The following is a 16366-nucleotide window of genomic DNA, read 5'->3' as shown; positions in this document are numbered from 1 at the left end:
GATGTCCTTAAGTCGCGTCTCGGTCACCGCGGTGCGCAATCTGCACCCGGTGACCTTCTCCCCCTCCCCCCGCATCAATATCCTTTACGGCGCCAACGGCAGCGGCAAAACCAGCGTGCTGGAAGCCGTGCACCTGCTCGGGCTTGCCCGTTCATTTCGCAGCACGCGCCTGTTACCGGTCATCCAGTACGATCAACTGGCGTGCACGGTGTTTGGGCAGGTGGAGTTGGCGGAAGGCGGCCACAGCGCCCTGGGGATCTCGCGGGACCGGCAAGGCGAATTCCAAATCCGCATCGATGGGCAGAACGCTCGCAGCGCTGCACAGCTGGCCGAGATCCTGCCGCTGCAGTTGATCAACCCGGACAGCTTCCGTCTACTGGAAGGCGCACCAAAGATTCGCCGGCAATTCCTCGACTGGGGCGTGTTTCATGTGGAACCGCGTTTCATGACGACTTGGCAACGCCTGCAGAAGGCGTTGCGCCAGCGAAACTCTTGGCTGCGACATGGTACACTTGACGCCGTTTCGCAAGCGGTTTGGGACAGGGAACTGTGCCAGGCCAGCGCTGAAATCGATGAATACCGCCGCGCTTACATCAAAGCCTTGAAACCGGTCTTCGAGCAGACCTTGAGCGAACTGGTTGAGCTTGAGGGCCTGACGCTCAGCTATTACCGAGGCTGGGACAAGGACCGGGAACTGAGCACCGTACTGGCTGGCTCGCTGCAGCGGGACCAGCAGATGGGCCATACCCAGGCTGGACCACAACGCGCTGACTTGCGCCTTAGATTGGGTGCACACAACGCCGCGGACATTTTGTCCCGGGGTCAGCAGAAGTTGGTGGTGTGTGCCTTGCGTATCGCCCAGGGGCATCTGGTCAGCCAGGCCCGTCGCGGTCAGTGTATTTATCTGGTGGATGATTTGCCGTCCGAGCTGGACGAAGCCCACCGCCGCGCGCTGTGCCGCTTGCTGGAAGACTTACGCTGCCAGGTGTTCATCACCTGTGTAGACCACGAATTATTGAGGGAAGGCTGGCAGACGGAAACGCCAGTCGCCTTGTTCCACGTGGAACAGGGCCGTATCACCCAGACCCACGACCATCGGGAGTGAAGGCATTGAGCGAAGAAAATACGTACGACTCAACGAGCATTAAAGTGCTGAAAGGCCTGGATGCCGTACGCAAACGTCCCGGTATGTACATTGGTGACACCGATGATGGCAGCGGTCTGCACCACATGGTGTTCGAGGTGGTCGACAACTCCATCGACGAAGCCCTCGCCGGCCACTGCGACGACATCAGCATCATTATCCACCCGGATGAGTCCATCACCGTTCGCGACAACGGCCGCGGCATCCCGGTAGACGTGCACAAAGAGGAAGGCGTTTCCGCCGCCGAAGTCATCATGACCGTCCTCCACGCAGGCGGTAAGTTCGACGATAACTCCTACAAGGTCTCCGGCGGTCTGCACGGTGTAGGTGTCTCGGTGGTGAACGCACTGTCCGAAGAACTGGTCCTGACCGTTCGCCGCAGTGGCAAGATCTGGGAACAGACCTACGTCCACGGTGTACCTCAGGCACCGATGGCGATCGTTGGCGACAGCGAGTCCACGGGCACCCAGATCCATTTCAAGGCGTCGAGCGAAACATTCAAGAACATCCACTTCAGCTGGGACATCCTGGCCAAGCGGATTCGTGAACTGTCCTTCCTCAACTCCGGTGTCGGCATCGTCCTCAAGGACGAGCGCAGCGGCAAGGAAGAGCTGTTCAAGTACGAAGGTGGCCTGCGTGCGTTCGTTGAGTACCTGAACACCAACAAGACCCCGGTCAACCAGGTGTTCCACTTCAACGTCCAGCGTGAAGACGGCATCGGCGTGGAAATCGCCCTGCAGTGGAACGACAGCTTCAACGAGAACCTGTTGTGCTTCACCAACAACATTCCGCAGCGCGACGGCGGTACTCACCTGGTGGGCTTCCGTTCGGCGCTGACCCGTAACCTGAACAACTACATTGAACAGGAAGGCCTGGCGAAGAAGCATAAAGTCGCCACCACCGGTGACGATGCCCGTGAAGGCCTGACAGCGATCATTTCGGTGAAGGTGCCGGATCCGAAGTTCAGTTCCCAGACCAAGGACAAGTTGGTGTCTTCCGAAGTGAAGACTGCGGTCGAACAGGAGATGGGCAAGTACTTCTCCGACTTCCTGCTGGAGAACCCGAACGAAGCCAAGCTGGTTGTCGGCAAGATGATCGACGCCGCCCGTGCCCGTGAGGCCGCGCGCAAGGCCCGTGAGATGACCCGCCGCAAAGGCGCGCTGGACATCGCCGGCCTGCCGGGCAAACTGGCTGACTGCCAGGAAAAGGACCCTGCCCTGTCCGAGCTGTACCTGGTGGAAGGTGACTCTGCTGGCGGTTCCGCCAAGCAGGGCCGCAACCGTCGCACCCAGGCCATCCTGCCGCTCAAGGGCAAGATCCTCAACGTCGAGAAGGCGCGCTTTGACAAGATGATTTCCTCCCAGGAAGTCGGCACCTTGATCACCGCGCTGGGCTGCGGCATTGGCCGCGAAGAGTACAACATCGACAAGTTGCGCTATCACAACATCATCATCATGACCGATGCTGACGTCGACGGTTCGCACATCCGCACCCTGCTGCTGACCTTCTTCTTCCGTCAGTTGCCGGAGCTGATCGAGCGCGGCTACATCTACATCGCCCAGCCGCCGCTGTACAAGGTCAAGAAAGGCAAGCAAGAGCAATACATCAAAGACGACGACGCCATGGAAGAGTACATGACGCAGTCGGCCCTGGAAGACGCAAGCCTGCACCTGAACGAAGATGCCCCGGGCATTTCCGGTGAAGCCCTCGAGCGTCTGGTGAATGACTTCCGTCTGGTGATGAAGACCCTCAAGCGCCTGTCGCGCCTGTACCCACAGGAACTGACCGAGCACTTCATCTACCTGCCAGCCGTGAGCCTGGAGCAACTGTCCGATCACGCAGCGATGCAAGATTGGCTGGCCCAGTACGAAGTACGCCTGCGCACCGTGGAAAAATCCGGCCTGGTCTACAAAGCCAGCCTGCGCGAAGACCGTGAGCGTAACGTCTGGCTACCGGAAGTCGAACTGATCTCCCACGGCCTGTCGAACTACGTCACCTTCAACCGCGACTTCTTCGGCAGCAACGACTACAAGACCGTCGTATCCTTGGGCGCGCAACTGAGCACGCTGCTGGACGAAGGCGCGTACATCCAACGTGGTGAACGCAAGAAAGCCGTGACCGAGTTCAAGGAAGCCCTTGAATGGCTGATGGCGGAAAGCACCAAGCGCCACACCATCCAGCGATACAAAGGTCTGGGTGAGATGAACCCGGATCAGCTGTGGGAAACCACCATGGACCCGGGCTCGCGTCGCATGCTGAAAGTCACCATCGAAGACGCCATTGGCGCGGACCAGATCTTCAACACCCTGATGGGTGATGCGGTCGAGCCTCGTCGTGACTTCATCGAAAGCAATGCGTTGGCGGTGTCCAACCTGGATTTCTGATCTTCTGCGGTGCCTCGTTCCAACAAAAAGCCAACGCTTATGCGTTGGCTTTTTTTTACATTTTAAAATCTCCACGCTCCTTCGGACCCGTCGGTCATAAACGGGGTAGCTCGGTAACATCCTGGCACAAAGCCTTCATTCTCAATGGGTTAGGAATCCGAGGAGAGTCCCGGATAACGGGAGCCTCAGATTTTCTGGCGCAGAACTTGCGTGTTTAATAACTTACACATCGTTTTTTTAAATTTACAGAGAGCGATGGGTTGAGGTGATACGAATAAATTCAAATGCCAAGGGTAGTCTCAATGAGCGGTACGCATACTTCCGATAATCTGGCGCAAGGGCTCAAGCCCCGTCATGTGACGATGCTTTCCATTGCCGGTGTGATTGGTGCCGGTCTGTTCGTCGGCTCCGGCCATGCGATCGCCGCGGCCGGTCCGGCCGTGCTGCTGGCCTACGCAGCCGCGGGTGCCTTGGTGGTGCTGGTGATGCGGATGCTGGGCGAAATGGCGGTGGCGTCGCCGGACACCGGCTCCTTCTCGACGTATGCGGACCGCGCGATTGGGCACTGGGCCGGTTTCACCATCGGCTGGCTCTACTGGTGGTTCTGGGTCCTGGTGATTCCGCTGGAGGCCAACGCCGCTGCGACGATCCTGCACGCCTGGTTCCCGAACGTGGCTATCTGGGTGTTTACATTGGTCATCACCCTGCTACTGACGGTCACCAACCTGTTCAGCGTGAAGAATTACGGGGAGTTCGAATTCTGGTTCGCCCTGGTCAAGGTGGTGGCGATCATTGGCTTCATCGGGCTGGGGGTGATGGCGATATTCGGTTTTCTCCCCACCAGTCAGGTCAGCGGTGTTTCGCACCTGTTCGACACCCAGGGCTTCCTGCCCAACGGAATGGGCGCGGTGCTAGGGGCAATCCTGACCACCATGTTTTCGTTCATGGGCACCGAGATCGTGACCATCGCGGCGGCTGAATCGAAGAACCCTGGCCAGCAGATCTCCAAGGCGACCAACTCGGTGATCTGGCGGATTGGCTTGTTCTACCTCGTGTCCATCTTCATCGTTGTTGCCCTGGTGCCCTGGAACGACCCACTCCTGGCCAGCGTCGGTTCCTACCAGACGGTGCTGGAGCGCATGGGCATCCCCAATGCCAAGCTGATCGTCGATATCGTGGTCCTGGTGGCGGTCACGAGCTGCCTGAATTCGGCGCTGTATACGGCGTCGCGGATGATGTTCTCGTTGGGCAAGCGCGGTGATGCACCGGCCGTTTCCCAGCGTACCAACAAGAGCGGTACGCCTCACTGGGCGGTGATGCTGTCGACTGGTGCAGCCTTTTTGGCGGTATTCGCCAACTACGTGGCACCGGCGGCGGTTTTCGAATTCCTGCTGGCCAGCTCTGGCGCCATTGCGTTGCTGGTGTACCTGGTCATCGCGGTTTCGCAGCTGCGCATGCGCAAACAACGCATGGCGCGTGGTGAAAAAATCGCTTTCAGCATGTGGCTGTTTCCCGGCCTGACCTATGCGGTGATTGTCTTCATCGTCGGGGCCTTGACCATCATGCTGTTCCAGGAAGCCCATCGGGTGGAGATCCTGGCGACGGGGCTGCTGAGTGTGTTGGTGGTGCTGTCCGGCGTACTGATACAGCGTCGCCGGATCGCAAAACCAGGAAGCGTGGTACAGACCATAGGGTGATATCCATTGTGGCGAGGGGATTTATCCCCGCTGGGCTGCGCAGCAGCCCTAAAGCAGTGAGTTCAATCTTCCTGGTACACCGAGTTGCCTGTTTGGGGGCTGCTACGCAGCCCAGCGGGGATAAATCCCCTCGCCACGGATGCATCCAATACCTAACTCGCGACAGACGCCTCACTCCCCGCCGCCACACTCTCCAACCGATACCCATACCCGTAAATCGTCAGCAACTGCCAACCCCGATCCGCTGTCAGCCCGAGTTTGTTGCGCAGGCGATAGATATGGGTGTCGAGCGGGCGGGATGAGGTCATTTCCTCATGAGTCCAGAAGCGCTCGTAGAAGTACTCCCGAGACAGCGGTCGGCCCAGGTTGGCGAACAGGCACCGGGCGAGGCGGTATTCCCGTTCGGTCAGGCTGATGGGAATGCCGGCGCGGGTGATGGTCAGCTCGGCGTCGTCGAACGCCAGGTCGTTGAACACCAGCACGTCGCTGGCGGGCGCACGCTGCAGGTTGTGGCGGCGCAGCACGGCGGTGACCCGGGCCTTGAGTTCGTTGGGCCTGAAGGGTTTGCTCACATAGTCGTCTGCGCCGGCGTTGAGGGCCTGGACGATGTCGTGTTCGCCGTCGCGGCTGGTCAGCATGATGGCGGCCGGTGGTGAATCCATGTGCTCGCGGGTCCAGCGCAGCAGCGAAAGCCCGCTGATGTCCGGCAGTTGCCAGTCCAGGATCAACAGGTCGAAGGTTTCCCGACGCAGTTGCCGCAACAGGTCTTCGCCTCGTTCAAAGCTGTGCAGGGTCCAGGCTTGCTCGCCTCTGCCGGGGATTTGTTGCAGTGTCTGTTCTACCCGGCGCAGCTCGGCCGGTTCATCGTCCAGTATGGCGACACGCATGGAATGCGATTCCTTGATCTCGAGAGTAACGGACATCTTCAGGTGGCAATGAAATGCAGCCAGTGGCTGATTCGTTGTCATTGACCTGTCGCTGGCTGCGACAATACCGGCTCGCGGCACAGAGGGAAAGGCAGCAGCGCGCCACCCATCGAGTCCGTTATAGTCGTGGGCGTTTCAGCCTGTCGACTGATGCGGGCCAGTGAAGATATCCACAGTCCTTGAGTTCGGCCAGGAGGCCTATGAGTAACCAGCGTCGCCGTGAAAGTCGTGAACCCACCCAGGTCCAGCGGTTGTTTCGACAGTTGGTACGGGAGTGGTTGTGGATAAGTCTGCTGCTGTTGCCGCTGACAGCCTTGCTGTCATTGAGCAGTCAATCCCCGGGCAGCCGTTCAGGCGCTGCGTTGTTGTCGGTGTGCCTGGTGGCCTGTGTATTGGGCTTGTTACTGTTGCGCCCCCGCCTGGCCCTGTGGACAACGGTGGGTGGCATGAGCCTGGCCCTGTTGATCAGCGCCATGCTGGGCGCACGGGGCTGGTGGTGGTCACCCATGGCCAGTGTGCTGGGGATCATGTTCGGCTACCTGATCTGGAACTGGCGACGGCTGAGCGTGGTGCTGGCCTATTTCGGCTGGGAATTGGCACGCCTGGACGCCGAGCCCAAGGTCTTCCCGGAGCGTCGCCGTGCCTCCTACACCGGCAGCGACCGTTTGCAGGGCCAGATCATGGCCCTGGAACAAGCCATGAGCCGCACCCGCGACACCCGGCGCTTCATTGCCGATGGCCTGGAATACCTGCCGGTCGCGACCATGATCAGCGATCCCCAAGGCAAGCTGCTGTTGGGTAATCGCAAGGCACGTGAGCTGTTCGGCCATGGCCTGGCGGGCGGTGACGTGTTGGAGCACCTTGGGCAATTGGGTTATCCGGGGCTGGAGCATGGGGTGCATCACCGGTTATCCACATTGCCCTTGGTGGAGTTTCGCGACATTCGTGAGCGCAGCTTGCGCCTGGAGCGGGCCGCGTTATTTCCGGTTGATGGCGATGCGCCGATTGGCTGGTTGCTGAGCCTCACGGACCTGAGCGCCGAACGTGAGGCGGAAGAACAGCGCAGCGTCATGCTGCGGTTCCTTTCCCATGACCTGCGTGCCCCGCACTCGGCGATCCTTGCACTGCTCGATGTGCAGCGGCACCAGGTGGGCGGTGATCATCCGCTGTTCGACCAGATCGAGCGCCAGGTGCGTCGCGCTTTGGACCTGACCGAGGGCTTCGTGCAATTGGCCAAGGCCGAATCCGAGGCCTATCAATTCCAGCCGACGCTGTTCGCCATGCTGGTGCTGGATGTGCTCGACCAGGCGCTGCCCATCGCCCAGGCAAAACGCATCCAGTTGATTCATGAAATTGAGGATGAAGAGGCGATGGTGAGAGCGGATCAATCGTTGCTGACCCGTGCCCTGTTCAATCTGCTGGAAAATGCCATCAAGTACAGCCCACCCGATGCCTGCATTTCCCTGCAGGTGCATTGCGTGTCGGGCTGGTTGATCTGCAATGTCGCCGACCAAGGCAAGGGCATCAGCGCCGAAGAACTGCCGGACTTGTTCAGTCAGTACCGACGGTTTTCGTCGGCCCAGGGGGTCGATGGAATTGGCCTTGGGTTATCGATGGTCAAGGCAGTGGTTGATCATCACGAGGGGAAAATCGAGTGCCACAGCGTGGTAGGTAAAGGCACAACGTTCAGCCTGCGCTTCCCGTTGCTGGAAGATTGAAAGATCGCAGCCTTCGGCAGCTCCTACAGGGCGTATCGAATCTCTATAGGAGCTGCCGAAGGCTGCGATTTTCTGGTGCTATAAAAACTTATGCACCTGCAGACGGGTTTTATGTGTTTAGGAAATATGTATTAAAAACATATACCTACAACATAAAATCAACGGATTTCGAAAAAACGGTACACAGGTTATCCACAGATCTCAAACAGCGGCTTGTTCCGTGGGGACTTCCGCGACAGGGCCGGGAGGAAGCGAACCCATTTCCCGTTGTGTCTGTTCATTCCAAGCCTGTACGCGGTCATTGAGCTCGGCGATGGCGCGGGGCCCGGTGCCTTCGGCATACATCGGCGCGCCGATCACTACGGTGATGACGCCCGGTTTTCTGATCCAGCCCGCCTTGGGCCAGAATTTGCCGGCATTGTGTGCAATCGGCAGCACCGGCAGGTTCGCGTTCACCGCCAATGCGGAACCGCTGCGGGAGAATTTGCCAACCGTCCCGTAAGGAACACGGGTGCCCTCGGGGAAAATCAGCACCCAGGTGTTGTCCCTCAGCAGCTCGTCACCCTTCTTCGCCACTTGCTTGAGCGCTAACTTGGGATTGTCGCGATCGATGGCAATCGGGCGCAGCATCGCCATGGCCCAGCCAAAGAACGGTACGAACAGCAGTTCACGCTTGAGGACCTGGCTCAACGGCTCGAAATAGGCCGAGAGGAAGAACGTTTCCCAGGTGCTCTGGTGGTTGGACTGGATCACGCAGGGCCGGTCCGGCACGTTCTCGGCACCCTTCACTTCATAGCGGATGCCCAGGAACACCTTGCTCAGCCACAGCGCGCATCGGCACCAGTACACATTGATGAAACGATAGCGCGCCCTGAACGGCAGGAAGGGCGCGATAAAAAAACTCAAGGTACACCACAACAAGGAACTGGTGCCCAGCAGCAGGTAAAAGAGAAAGCTTCTGATGGCCTGCAATATCGACATAGCGGCGTTTACCGTTGCGGGCAATGCCCGCCTGTTCAAGCGCTTCCCGAACAATCCTTGATCAGGATGTATTGGGAGCTCTAATTGTGGATAAGTTCAGCGGCAATCGCCGCCAGGTCGTCAAAAATCAAGGTGCCCACCGGCAGGGTCTTGCCCAGAGTCTTCTCGCCTTTCCCGGTCTTTACCAAAACTGGCTGACAATCGACGGCCTTTGCCGCCTCCAGGTCACCGAGACTGTCACCGACGAACCACACACCCGCCAAGGCCACATCGTAATGCGCGGCAATGGTTTTCAACATGCCCGGCTTGGGCTTGCGGCAATCGCAGCCATCGTCCGGCCCATGCGGGCAGTAGACGATCAAGCCGACTTCCCCGCCCTGCTCCGCCACCAGGGCGCGCAGGCGCTCATGCATGGCGTCCAGGACGGCGAGGTCATAATAACCGCGGGCAATGCCCGACTGGTTGGTGGCCACCGCCACCGTCCAGCCGGCCTTGCTCAACTGCGCGATGGCTTCGATCGAACCAGGCAGTGGCAACCACTCATCCACCGATTTGATGTAAGCGTCGGAGTCGTGATTGATCACCCCGTCCCGATCGAGAATCAGCAGTTTCAAGCGTTACCCCAGCAACGAAATATCGGCGACGCCGAGGAACAGCCCACGCAGACGCGCCAGCAGTGCGTAACGGTTGGCCCGTACGTTGGCGTCTTCGGCATTGACCATCACCGCCTCAAAAAACGCATCCACTGGTTCACGCAGTGCCGCCAGGCGAGCCAGGGTTTCGCTGTACTGACGCGCCGCCGCCATTGGCTGGACCGCCTGGTCTGCCTGCTGGATCGCCGAGTACAGGGAAAACTCGTTGGCGTTGTCGAAGTACTTGGCTTCGACGGTCGCCGCGATGTTGCCTTCGGCCTTGCTCAGCAGGTTCGAAACACGCTTGTTCACCGCGGCCAGGGCCGCTGCTTGCGGCAGTTGGCGGAACGCCTGCACCGCTTGTACGCGCTGGTCGAAGTCCAGGGCCGAACCCGGCTTCAGGGCACGTACCGACAGGTAGGTCGCGACCTCGACACCTTCATCTTCATAACGCGCACGCAGGCGGTCGAAGATGAATTCCAGCACCGCATCGGCCAGGCCGGCAGCCTTGACCTTGCTGCCGAACGCATTGACGGCGAATGCCACGGCGTCGTTCAGGTCCAGGTCCAACTGCTTGTCGATCAGGATCCGCAACACGCCCAGCGCCGCGCGACGCAAGGCATACGGGTCTTTGCTGCCGGTAGGCAGCATGCCGATGCCGAAAATGCCCACCAGGGTGTCGAGCTTGTCGGCGATCGCCACGGCCGCACCGGTCAGGGTGGTCGGCAGCTCAGCGCCGGCACCGCGGGGCATGTACTGCTCGTTCAGGGCCAGGGCTACGTCCTGCGGCTCGCCATCGTTGAGGGCGTAGTAGTAACCGGCGACGCCTTGCATCTCCGGGAACTCACCGACCATTTCGGTCGACAGGTCGCACTTGGACAGGAGGCCGGCTCGGGCCGCGCGCTGGGCGTCACCACCGATGCGTGGGGCGATGAACGCGGCCAGTTTCGAAACGCGCTCGGCCTTGTCGTAGACACTGCCGAGTTTTTCCTGGAACACCACGTTGCGCAGGCGCTCGTTGAAGCTTTCCAGGGGCTGTTTCTTGTCTTGCTTGAAGAAGAACTCGGCATCGGTCAGGCGCGGACGAACGACTTTTTCGTTACCGGCGATGATCTGTTGCGGGTCCTTGCTTTCGATGTTGGCGACCGTGATGAAGCGCGGCAGCAACTTGCCTTCGGCGTCCAGCAGGCAGAAGTACTTCTGATTGTCCTGCATGGTGGTGATCAGTGCTTCCTGCGGCACTTCGAGGAAACGTTCCTCGAACGAGCACACCAGCGGCACCGGCCATTCCACCAGCGCGGTCACTTCGTCCAGCAGGTTGGCCGGCACGATGGCGGTGCCTTCCTGCAGGGTGGCCAGCTCTTCGGTGCGCTTGCTGATCAGCTCGCGGCGCTCGTTGGCGTCGGCCAGCACGTAGGCGGCACGCAGGTCGGCCAGGTAGTTGGCCGGCGAGGTGATGCGCACGCTCTGCGGATGATGGAAGCGGTGACCGCGGGAATCGCGACCGGCCTTCTGGGCCAGGATCGTGCAATCGATAACCTGGTCACCGAGCAACATCACCAGCCATTGGGTCGGACGCACGAACTCTTCCTTGCGCGCGGCCCAGCGCATGCGCTTGGGGATCGGCAAGTCATTGAGGGAGTCTTCGACGATGGTCGGCAACAGGCTGGCGGTCGGCTTGCCCTTGATGCTCTGGCTGTAGCGCAGCTTCGGGCCGCTCTGGTCGATTTCGCTCAGGTCCACGCCGCACTTCTTGGCGAAGCCCAGGGCGGCCTGGGTCGGGTTGCCGTCGGCATCGAACGCGGCCTGGCGTGGCGGGCCATCGAGGTTGATGCTGCGGTCCGGCTGTTGGGTCGCCAGGGCGGTGATCAGCACGGCCAGGCGGCGCGGCGCGGCGTACACCTGTTTGGCTTCGTAGCTCAGGCCAGCGGCTTGCAGGCCTTTGTCGATACCGGCCAGGAACGCATCGGCCAGGGTGTTCAGGGCTTTGGGTGGCAGTTCTTCGGTGCCCAGTTCAACCAGAAAATCGTGAGCACTCATTGTGCAGCCTCCAGCTTAGCCAACACTTCATCACGCAGGTCCGGGGTCGCCATCGGGAAGCCCAGCTTGGCACGGGCCAGCAGGTAGGCTTGCGCAACGGAGCGCGCCAGGGTGCGTACACGCAGGATGTATTGCTGACGCGCAGTCACGGAAATCGCCCGGCGTGCGTCCAGCAGGTTGAAGGTATGGGACGCCTTCAACACCATTTCATAGCTCGGCAACGGCAGCGGCTGGTCGAGCTCGATCAGGCGCTTGGCTTCGCTTTCATAGAAGTCGAACAGTTCGAACAGCTTCTCGACGTTGGCGTGTTCGAAGTTGTAGGTCGACTGCTCCACTTCGTTCTGGTGGAACACGTCGCCATAGGTCACTTTGCCGAATGGGCCGTCGGCCCATACCAGGTCGTAGACCGAATCCACGCCCTGCAGGTACATGGCCAGGCGTTCCAGGCCATAGGTGATCTCGCCGGTGACCGGGTAGCACTCGATGCCGCCCGCCTGCTGGAAGTAGGTGAACTGGGTCACTTCCATGCCGTTGAGCCAGACTTCCCAGCCCAGGCCCCAGGCGCCCAGGGTTGGCGATTCCCAGTTGTCTTCGACGAAACGAATGTCGTGCACCAGCGGGTCGAGGCCCACATGCTTGAGGGAGCCCAGGTACAGCTCCTGGAAGTTTTCCGGGTTCGGCTTCAGCACCACCTGGAACTGGTAGTAGTGCTGCAGGCGGTTCGGGTTTTCGCCGTAGCGGCCGTCAGTCGGGCGGCGGCTGGGCTGCACATAAGCGGCGTTCCAGGTTTCCGGGCCGATGGCACGCAGAAACGTGGCAGTGTGGAAAGTGCCGGCGCCTACTTCCATATCGTAGGGCTGAAGTACCACGCAACCTTGCTCGGCCCAGTATTGCTGGAGGGCGAGGATCAAGTCTTGGAAGGTACGCACGGCTGGCGTAGGCTGGCTCACGAAATTCACCTGTTTCTTGGGCTGCGATTTAAAGAGCGGGAGTATACCCGATTCGTTCGTGCGCACGCCCCCTGGAGCCTTATGCCACGCTGCTTTTGGTGTTCTGACGATCCGTTGTACATGGCTTATCACGATCAGGAGTGGGGCACGCCGCTGCGCGATGCGCAGGGTTTGTTCGAGTTGCTTTTGCTCGAAGGGTTCCAGGCCGGGTTGTCCTGGATCACCGTTTTGCGCAAACGCGAGCACTACCGCAAAGTGCTGTACGGCTTTGATGTGCAGCGCGTGGCGCAGATGAGCGACGCCGAAATCGAAGACTTGATGCTCGACACCGGCATCATCCGCAACCGCCTCAAGCTCAAGGCCGCCCGTCGCAATGCCCAGGCCTGGCTCGCGCTGGAAGACCCGGTGGCGTTCCTCTGGTCGTTCGTGGGCGGCAAGCCCATCATCAACCATTTCAAAGACCGCAGCGAAGTGCCGGCCATCACGCCCGAGGCGCTGGCGATGAGCAAAGGCCTGAAAAAAGCCGGGTTCACCTTCGTCGGGCCGACCATCTGTTATGCGCTGATGCAGGCCTCGGGCATGGTCATGGACCACACCCAGGACTGCGACCGCTACGCCGAGTTGGTAAACGGCGGTTAGAATAGCCGGCTCGCAACACGGCCCATACATTCAGGAGTGACCTGTGGATAAGTTGAAAGGCGCCTTGCTGGTCGGCGCTCTGCGGTTGTTTGCGCTGCTGCCCTGGCGCGCAGTGCAGGCGGTGGGCTCGGCCATTGGCTGGCTCATGTGGAAATTTCCCAACCGTTCCCGCGACGTGGTGCGGATCAACCTCGCCAAGTGCTTTCCCGAGATGGACCCGGCCGAGCGCGAACGTCTGGTGGGTCAGAGCCTCAAGGACATCGGCAAATCCCTGACCGAAAGCGCCTGTGCCTGGATCTGGCCGGCCCAGCGCTCCATCGAGCTGGTACGCGAAGTCGAAGGCCTGGAGGTGCTGAAAGAAGCCCTGGCCTCCGGCAAAGGCGTGGTCGGCATCACCAGCCACCTGGGCAACTGGGAAGTGCTCAACCACTTCTATTGCAGCCAGTGCAAACCGATCATTTTCTACCGCCCGCCCAAGCTCAAGGCGGTGGATGAATTGTTGCAAAAGCAACGCGTGCAACTGGGCAACAAAGTCGCGGCCTCCACCAAGGAAGGCATCCTCAGCGTCATCAAGGAAGTGCGCAAAGGTGGCCAGGTGGGCATCCCCGCCGACCCGGAACCGGCCGAATCCGCCGGCATCTTCGTGCCCTTCTTCGCCACCCAGGCCCTGACCAGCAAGTTCGTGCCGAACATGCTCGCTGGCGGCAAAGCGGTCGGCGTATTCCTCCACGCCCTGCGCCTGCCGGACGGCTCCGGCTACAAAGTCATCCTCGAAGCCGCCCCGGACGCGATGTACAGCACTGACACCGAAACCTCATGCGCGGCCATGAGCCAAGTGGTGGAGCGCTACGTGCGGGCCTACCCGAGCCAGTACATGTGGAGCATGAAACGCTTCAAGAAACGCCCGCCGGGCGAGGCGCGGTGGTACTGAAGGCCCGTTGCTTCATGAGCTAGTTGTGGTGAATGCAGGATTTGTGAACACCCAAGAACCCATGTGGGAGCCGAGCTTGCTCGCGATGACGGCGGCACACTCAACATTGATGCAAGCAGACCCACCGCCATCGCGAGCAAGCTCAGCTCCCACAGTTTTTCCGGGCTGTTCACAAACACCGCATCCATCACAAATCCCTGTGGGAGCGAGCCTGCTCGCGATAGCGCCTTCACAGCCGCCACATAACTAACTGACCCCCAACCTCCTGTGGCGAGGGAGCTTGCTCCCGCTGGGCTGCGCAGCAGCCCCCCCTCGCCTAAAGCTTGGTCCCCCGCTGTCGATAACCCGAGGTATCCGCCAATCATGGACCGATGAAATGGACCTCTCCCTGAACGCTGCCAATATCCCGCCCGCCAACACTAACCTCACCCGCTCCGACCAGAAGTTGGTGAGCAATCCTCCAGCGGACGCCGTAAAGCAGCTGGCAGACGCCGGCCCAGCGGCTATCTACCACCCCAGCGAAGAAACCCAGCTCATGGTGGAATCGCCGGTGGTCATCGAAACCTGGATCGGTCGATCCCAATCGCCAGATTTCCCTCGATATGCCGCCATCACCGAGAGCGCGAAAAACACCCTGAAAAGCTCTTTCGAGACATTCCAGTCAACGCTTTCGGCAACCCATCCAGACTTGGCCGGCAAGAAATACGGCTTCACCGTCGAGGCCGATGGCAGGCTCAAGGTGCTCAACACGGCCGGCCAGCTCAGCAGCTCGGAAACCCGGCGGCTGACGGATCTGCTCAACGAATCCACGGATCTGAAAGCCGCAGCCGTTGCGTTCCGCGACGCCTCGATCGACATGGTCGACGCCGACTCGCCGTGGTCCGGCAGCTACCTGGGTCGCTACAACCTGACCCAGGAAAACTTCGCCAACACCATCGATCTGGCGCCGATGCTCAAGCGCCCCGGCTCGGTACCGCCCCAGGAGTTTTCGGACGGGTTGTTTTTCAATCAGTTGGCCTACAAAGGCGAACTCGCGACGCGAGAGACGGAAGCGGCAATGCTTGAGCGGCGCGCTGCGCAGCGATTCAGCGCGCAGGCCTGAAGGCTGGGTGTTTCGCTCAATCCCCCCGCCACAACTGCGATGTGCCTGATCCAACCCCTGTGGCGAGGGCACTTGCTGCCGCTGGGCTGCGAAGCAGCCCCAACCGGGCTAACGTATTCCCCCAGGCAAACCCAACGGAGGCCGAATGGATAACGGTCCAGGCAAACGCGTCATCGTCATTGGCGCGGGTATCGTAGGCGCATCCCTGGCCTACCACCTGGCGGCCAAAGGCGCGAATGTCACCGTGGTCGAGGCCGGAGGCATCGCGTCAGGCGTGACCGGCAGCTCATTCGCCTGGATCAATACCTCACACGCCGACCCCGACCCCATTGCGCCATTACGTGGTGCTGCCATTCAGGAATACCGCCGACTCGAAGCACAACTGCCCGGCCTGAAGATTCAATGGACTGGCGCCCTATCTTACGGCGCGAGTTCAACCGCTTTGGCAAACCGGATACCCCAATCGCAGATTCTCGAGCTTGAGCCAAACCTCAAGAACCCGCCTCAATTCGCTTCGTATGTGGCAGAAGAAGGCGCGTTGGACGCCGTAGCAGCAACCCATGCGTTGATCGCTGGCGCCCAGGTGAATGGCGCGAACGTTTTCACCCAAACGCCAGTGCTCGGCTTTAAAACCCAGGGTTCCACCGTGCTGGGCGTTGAAACCGCCGCGGGCGCCATCGAAGCCGATGTCGTCGTATTGGCAGCCGGCACAGGCACCACGAAGCTGACTGACCTGCTTGAAGTCTCCCTGCCCATAGAGGCTTCCCCGGCGATTTTCATTCGTTACACGTCGCAACCCAATCTGGTACACACCCTCATCTCCAGCCCTGAAATGGAAGTGCGGCAAACCCCGGAGGGTACGCTGCTAGCGGCCGAAGACTATCTGGACGGCGCCCTGGAAAACCAACCAGCGGCGATAGCAATGCGAACGGCCAACGCCATCAAGAACGAACTCCACGGCGTTGTCTCCCTGGATCTGCAATCGGCTCTTGTCGGGTTCAGGCCCATGCCCGCCGATGGCATCCCCATCATTGGCTATCTTCCGCAGGTCGGCGGCGTCTACGTATGCGTCATGCACCCCGGCGTTACCCTGGCGGCGATTGTGGGCCGTCTTGCCTGTGAGGAAATCATCGGCGACAAGCCATCCCCTGCTCTCAACCCCTGCCGTCCGGATCGATTTTTTCAAGCTCAGTGAGGGCTGAATGGCCTAAGCTCGCCTACT

13 protein-coding genes are annotated in these 16366 nt (G+C 60.4%); 8 read left to right on the top strand and 5 right to left on the bottom strand.

What is annotated here, in order from left to right:
- The first annotated feature begins 1 nt into the window (after position 1).
- The 3 genes from recF to gabP all read left to right on the top strand — a co-directional run bounded on the left by recF (position 2) and on the right by gabP (position 5225).
- A complete protein-coding gene (gene recF, locus AB4N80_RS05215; RefSeq protein WP_003196148.1) occupies positions 2-1105 on the top strand; it encodes a DNA replication/repair protein RecF in 1104 nt (367 codons plus the stop codon).
- A gap of 5 nt (positions 1106-1110) precedes the next feature.
- Complete coding sequence (gene gyrB, locus AB4N80_RS05210; RefSeq protein WP_122567830.1) at positions 1111-3528, top strand: DNA topoisomerase (ATP-hydrolyzing) subunit B; 2418 nt, start codon at positions 1111-1113, stop codon at positions 3526-3528.
- Positions 3529-3830: 302 nt separating this feature from the next.
- Positions 3831-5225, top strand: a complete 1395-nt coding sequence (gabP, locus tag AB4N80_RS05205; RefSeq protein WP_122567685.1) for a GABA permease — start codon at positions 3831-3833, stop codon at positions 5223-5225.
- A gap of 152 nt (positions 5226-5377) precedes the next feature.
- Here gabP and AB4N80_RS05200 read toward each other — a convergent pair whose 3' ends face one another.
- Positions 5378-6112: a response regulator transcription factor gene (locus tag AB4N80_RS05200; protein WP_014335791.1), complete on the bottom strand. Its 735-nt coding sequence runs from the start codon at positions 6110-6112 to the stop codon at positions 5378-5380.
- 239 nt (positions 6113-6351) lie between these two features.
- On the opposite strand from AB4N80_RS05200, the gene AB4N80_RS05195 reads away from it, so the two are divergent.
- Entirely contained in the window at positions 6352-7869 is a 1518-nt protein-coding gene (locus tag AB4N80_RS05195; protein ID WP_122567686.1) for a sensor histidine kinase, read from the top strand.
- Positions 7870-8070: 201 nt separating this feature from the next.
- Here AB4N80_RS05195 and AB4N80_RS05190 read toward each other — a convergent pair whose 3' ends face one another.
- From AB4N80_RS05190 to glyQ, 4 genes are all read right to left on the bottom strand, one after another.
- Positions 8071-8850: a lysophospholipid acyltransferase family protein gene (locus tag AB4N80_RS05190; RefSeq protein ID WP_305468964.1), complete on the bottom strand. Its 780-nt coding sequence runs from the start codon at positions 8848-8850 to the stop codon at positions 8071-8073.
- An 80-nt stretch (positions 8851-8930) separates the two neighbouring features.
- Positions 8931-9464: a D-glycero-beta-D-manno-heptose 1,7-bisphosphate 7-phosphatase gene (gene gmhB, locus AB4N80_RS05185; RefSeq protein WP_122567688.1), complete on the bottom strand. Its 534-nt coding sequence runs from the start codon at positions 9462-9464 to the stop codon at positions 8931-8933.
- 3 nt (positions 9465-9467) lie between these two features.
- Entirely contained in the window at positions 9468-11522 is a 2055-nt protein-coding gene (gene glyS / locus AB4N80_RS05180; RefSeq protein ID WP_354335951.1) for a glycine--tRNA ligase subunit beta, read from the bottom strand.
- Positions 11519-12472 carry a glycine--tRNA ligase subunit alpha gene (gene glyQ / locus AB4N80_RS05175; protein WP_003177094.1) on the bottom strand — a complete coding sequence of 318 codons (954 nt, stop codon included), beginning with the start codon at positions 12470-12472 and terminating at the stop codon, positions 11519-11521. The genes glyS and glyQ overlap by 4 nt, the downstream gene beginning before the upstream one ends.
- An 81-nt stretch (positions 12473-12553) precedes the next feature.
- Between glyQ and AB4N80_RS05170 the strand changes: the two genes are divergently transcribed.
- The 4 genes from AB4N80_RS05170 to AB4N80_RS05155 all read left to right on the top strand — a co-directional run bounded on the left by AB4N80_RS05170 (position 12554) and on the right by AB4N80_RS05155 (position 16339).
- Positions 12554-13111: a DNA-3-methyladenine glycosylase I gene (locus AB4N80_RS05170; protein WP_122567690.1), complete on the top strand. Its 558-nt coding sequence runs from the start codon at positions 12554-12556 to the stop codon at positions 13109-13111.
- A 43-nt stretch (positions 13112-13154) separates the two neighbouring features.
- Positions 13155-14042, top strand: a complete 888-nt coding sequence (locus AB4N80_RS05165) for a lysophospholipid acyltransferase (RefSeq protein ID WP_122567691.1) — start codon at positions 13155-13157, stop codon at positions 14040-14042.
- A 376-nt stretch (positions 14043-14418) separates the two neighbouring features.
- On the top strand, positions 14419-15144 hold the full coding sequence (locus AB4N80_RS05160) for a hypothetical protein (protein WP_122567692.1): 726 nt from the start codon (positions 14419-14421) through the stop codon (positions 15142-15144).
- Between the two features lie 145 nt (positions 15145-15289).
- A complete protein-coding gene (locus AB4N80_RS05155) occupies positions 15290-16339 on the top strand; it encodes an NAD(P)/FAD-dependent oxidoreductase (RefSeq protein WP_305468967.1) in 1050 nt (349 codons plus the stop codon).
- The last annotated feature ends 27 nt before the right edge of the window (positions 16340-16366 follow it).

This window comes from Pseudomonas sp. H3_A02, from assembly GCF_054671965.1.
The sequence above is the reverse complement of the archived record's forward strand: the minus strand, read 5'-3'. Positions and strand labels throughout refer to the sequence as shown.

What these genes read in the sequence shown, in the direction of transcription:
- AB4N80_RS05200 (WP_014335791.1), bottom strand. Translation starts at nt 6,112, where the DNA reads ATGCGTGTCGCCATACTGGACGATGAACCGGCCGAGCTGCGCCGGGTA.
- AB4N80_RS05190 (WP_305468964.1), bottom strand. Translation starts at nt 8,850, where the DNA reads ATGTCGATATTGCAGGCCATCAGAAGCTTTCTCTTTTACCTGCTGCTG.
- AB4N80_RS05160 (WP_122567692.1), top strand. Translation starts at nt 14,419, where the DNA reads ATGGACCTCTCCCTGAACGCTGCCAATATCCCGCCCGCCAACACTAAC.
- AB4N80_RS05170 (WP_122567690.1), top strand. Translation starts at nt 12,554, where the DNA reads ATGCCACGCTGCTTTTGGTGTTCTGACGATCCGTTGTACATGGCTTAT.
- AB4N80_RS05155 (WP_305468967.1), top strand. Translation starts at nt 15,290, where the DNA reads ATGGATAACGGTCCAGGCAAACGCGTCATCGTCATTGGCGCGGGTATC.
- glyS (WP_354335951.1), bottom strand. Translation starts at nt 11,522, where the DNA reads ATGAGTGCTCACGATTTTCTGGTTGAACTGGGCACCGAAGAACTGCCA.
- AB4N80_RS05195 (WP_122567686.1), top strand. Translation starts at nt 6,352, where the DNA reads ATGAGTAACCAGCGTCGCCGTGAAAGTCGTGAACCCACCCAGGTCCAG.
- gabP (WP_122567685.1), top strand. Translation starts at nt 3,831, where the DNA reads ATGAGCGGTACGCATACTTCCGATAATCTGGCGCAAGGGCTCAAGCCC.
- recF (WP_003196148.1), top strand. Translation starts at nt 2, where the DNA reads ATGTCCTTAAGTCGCGTCTCGGTCACCGCGGTGCGCAATCTGCACCCG.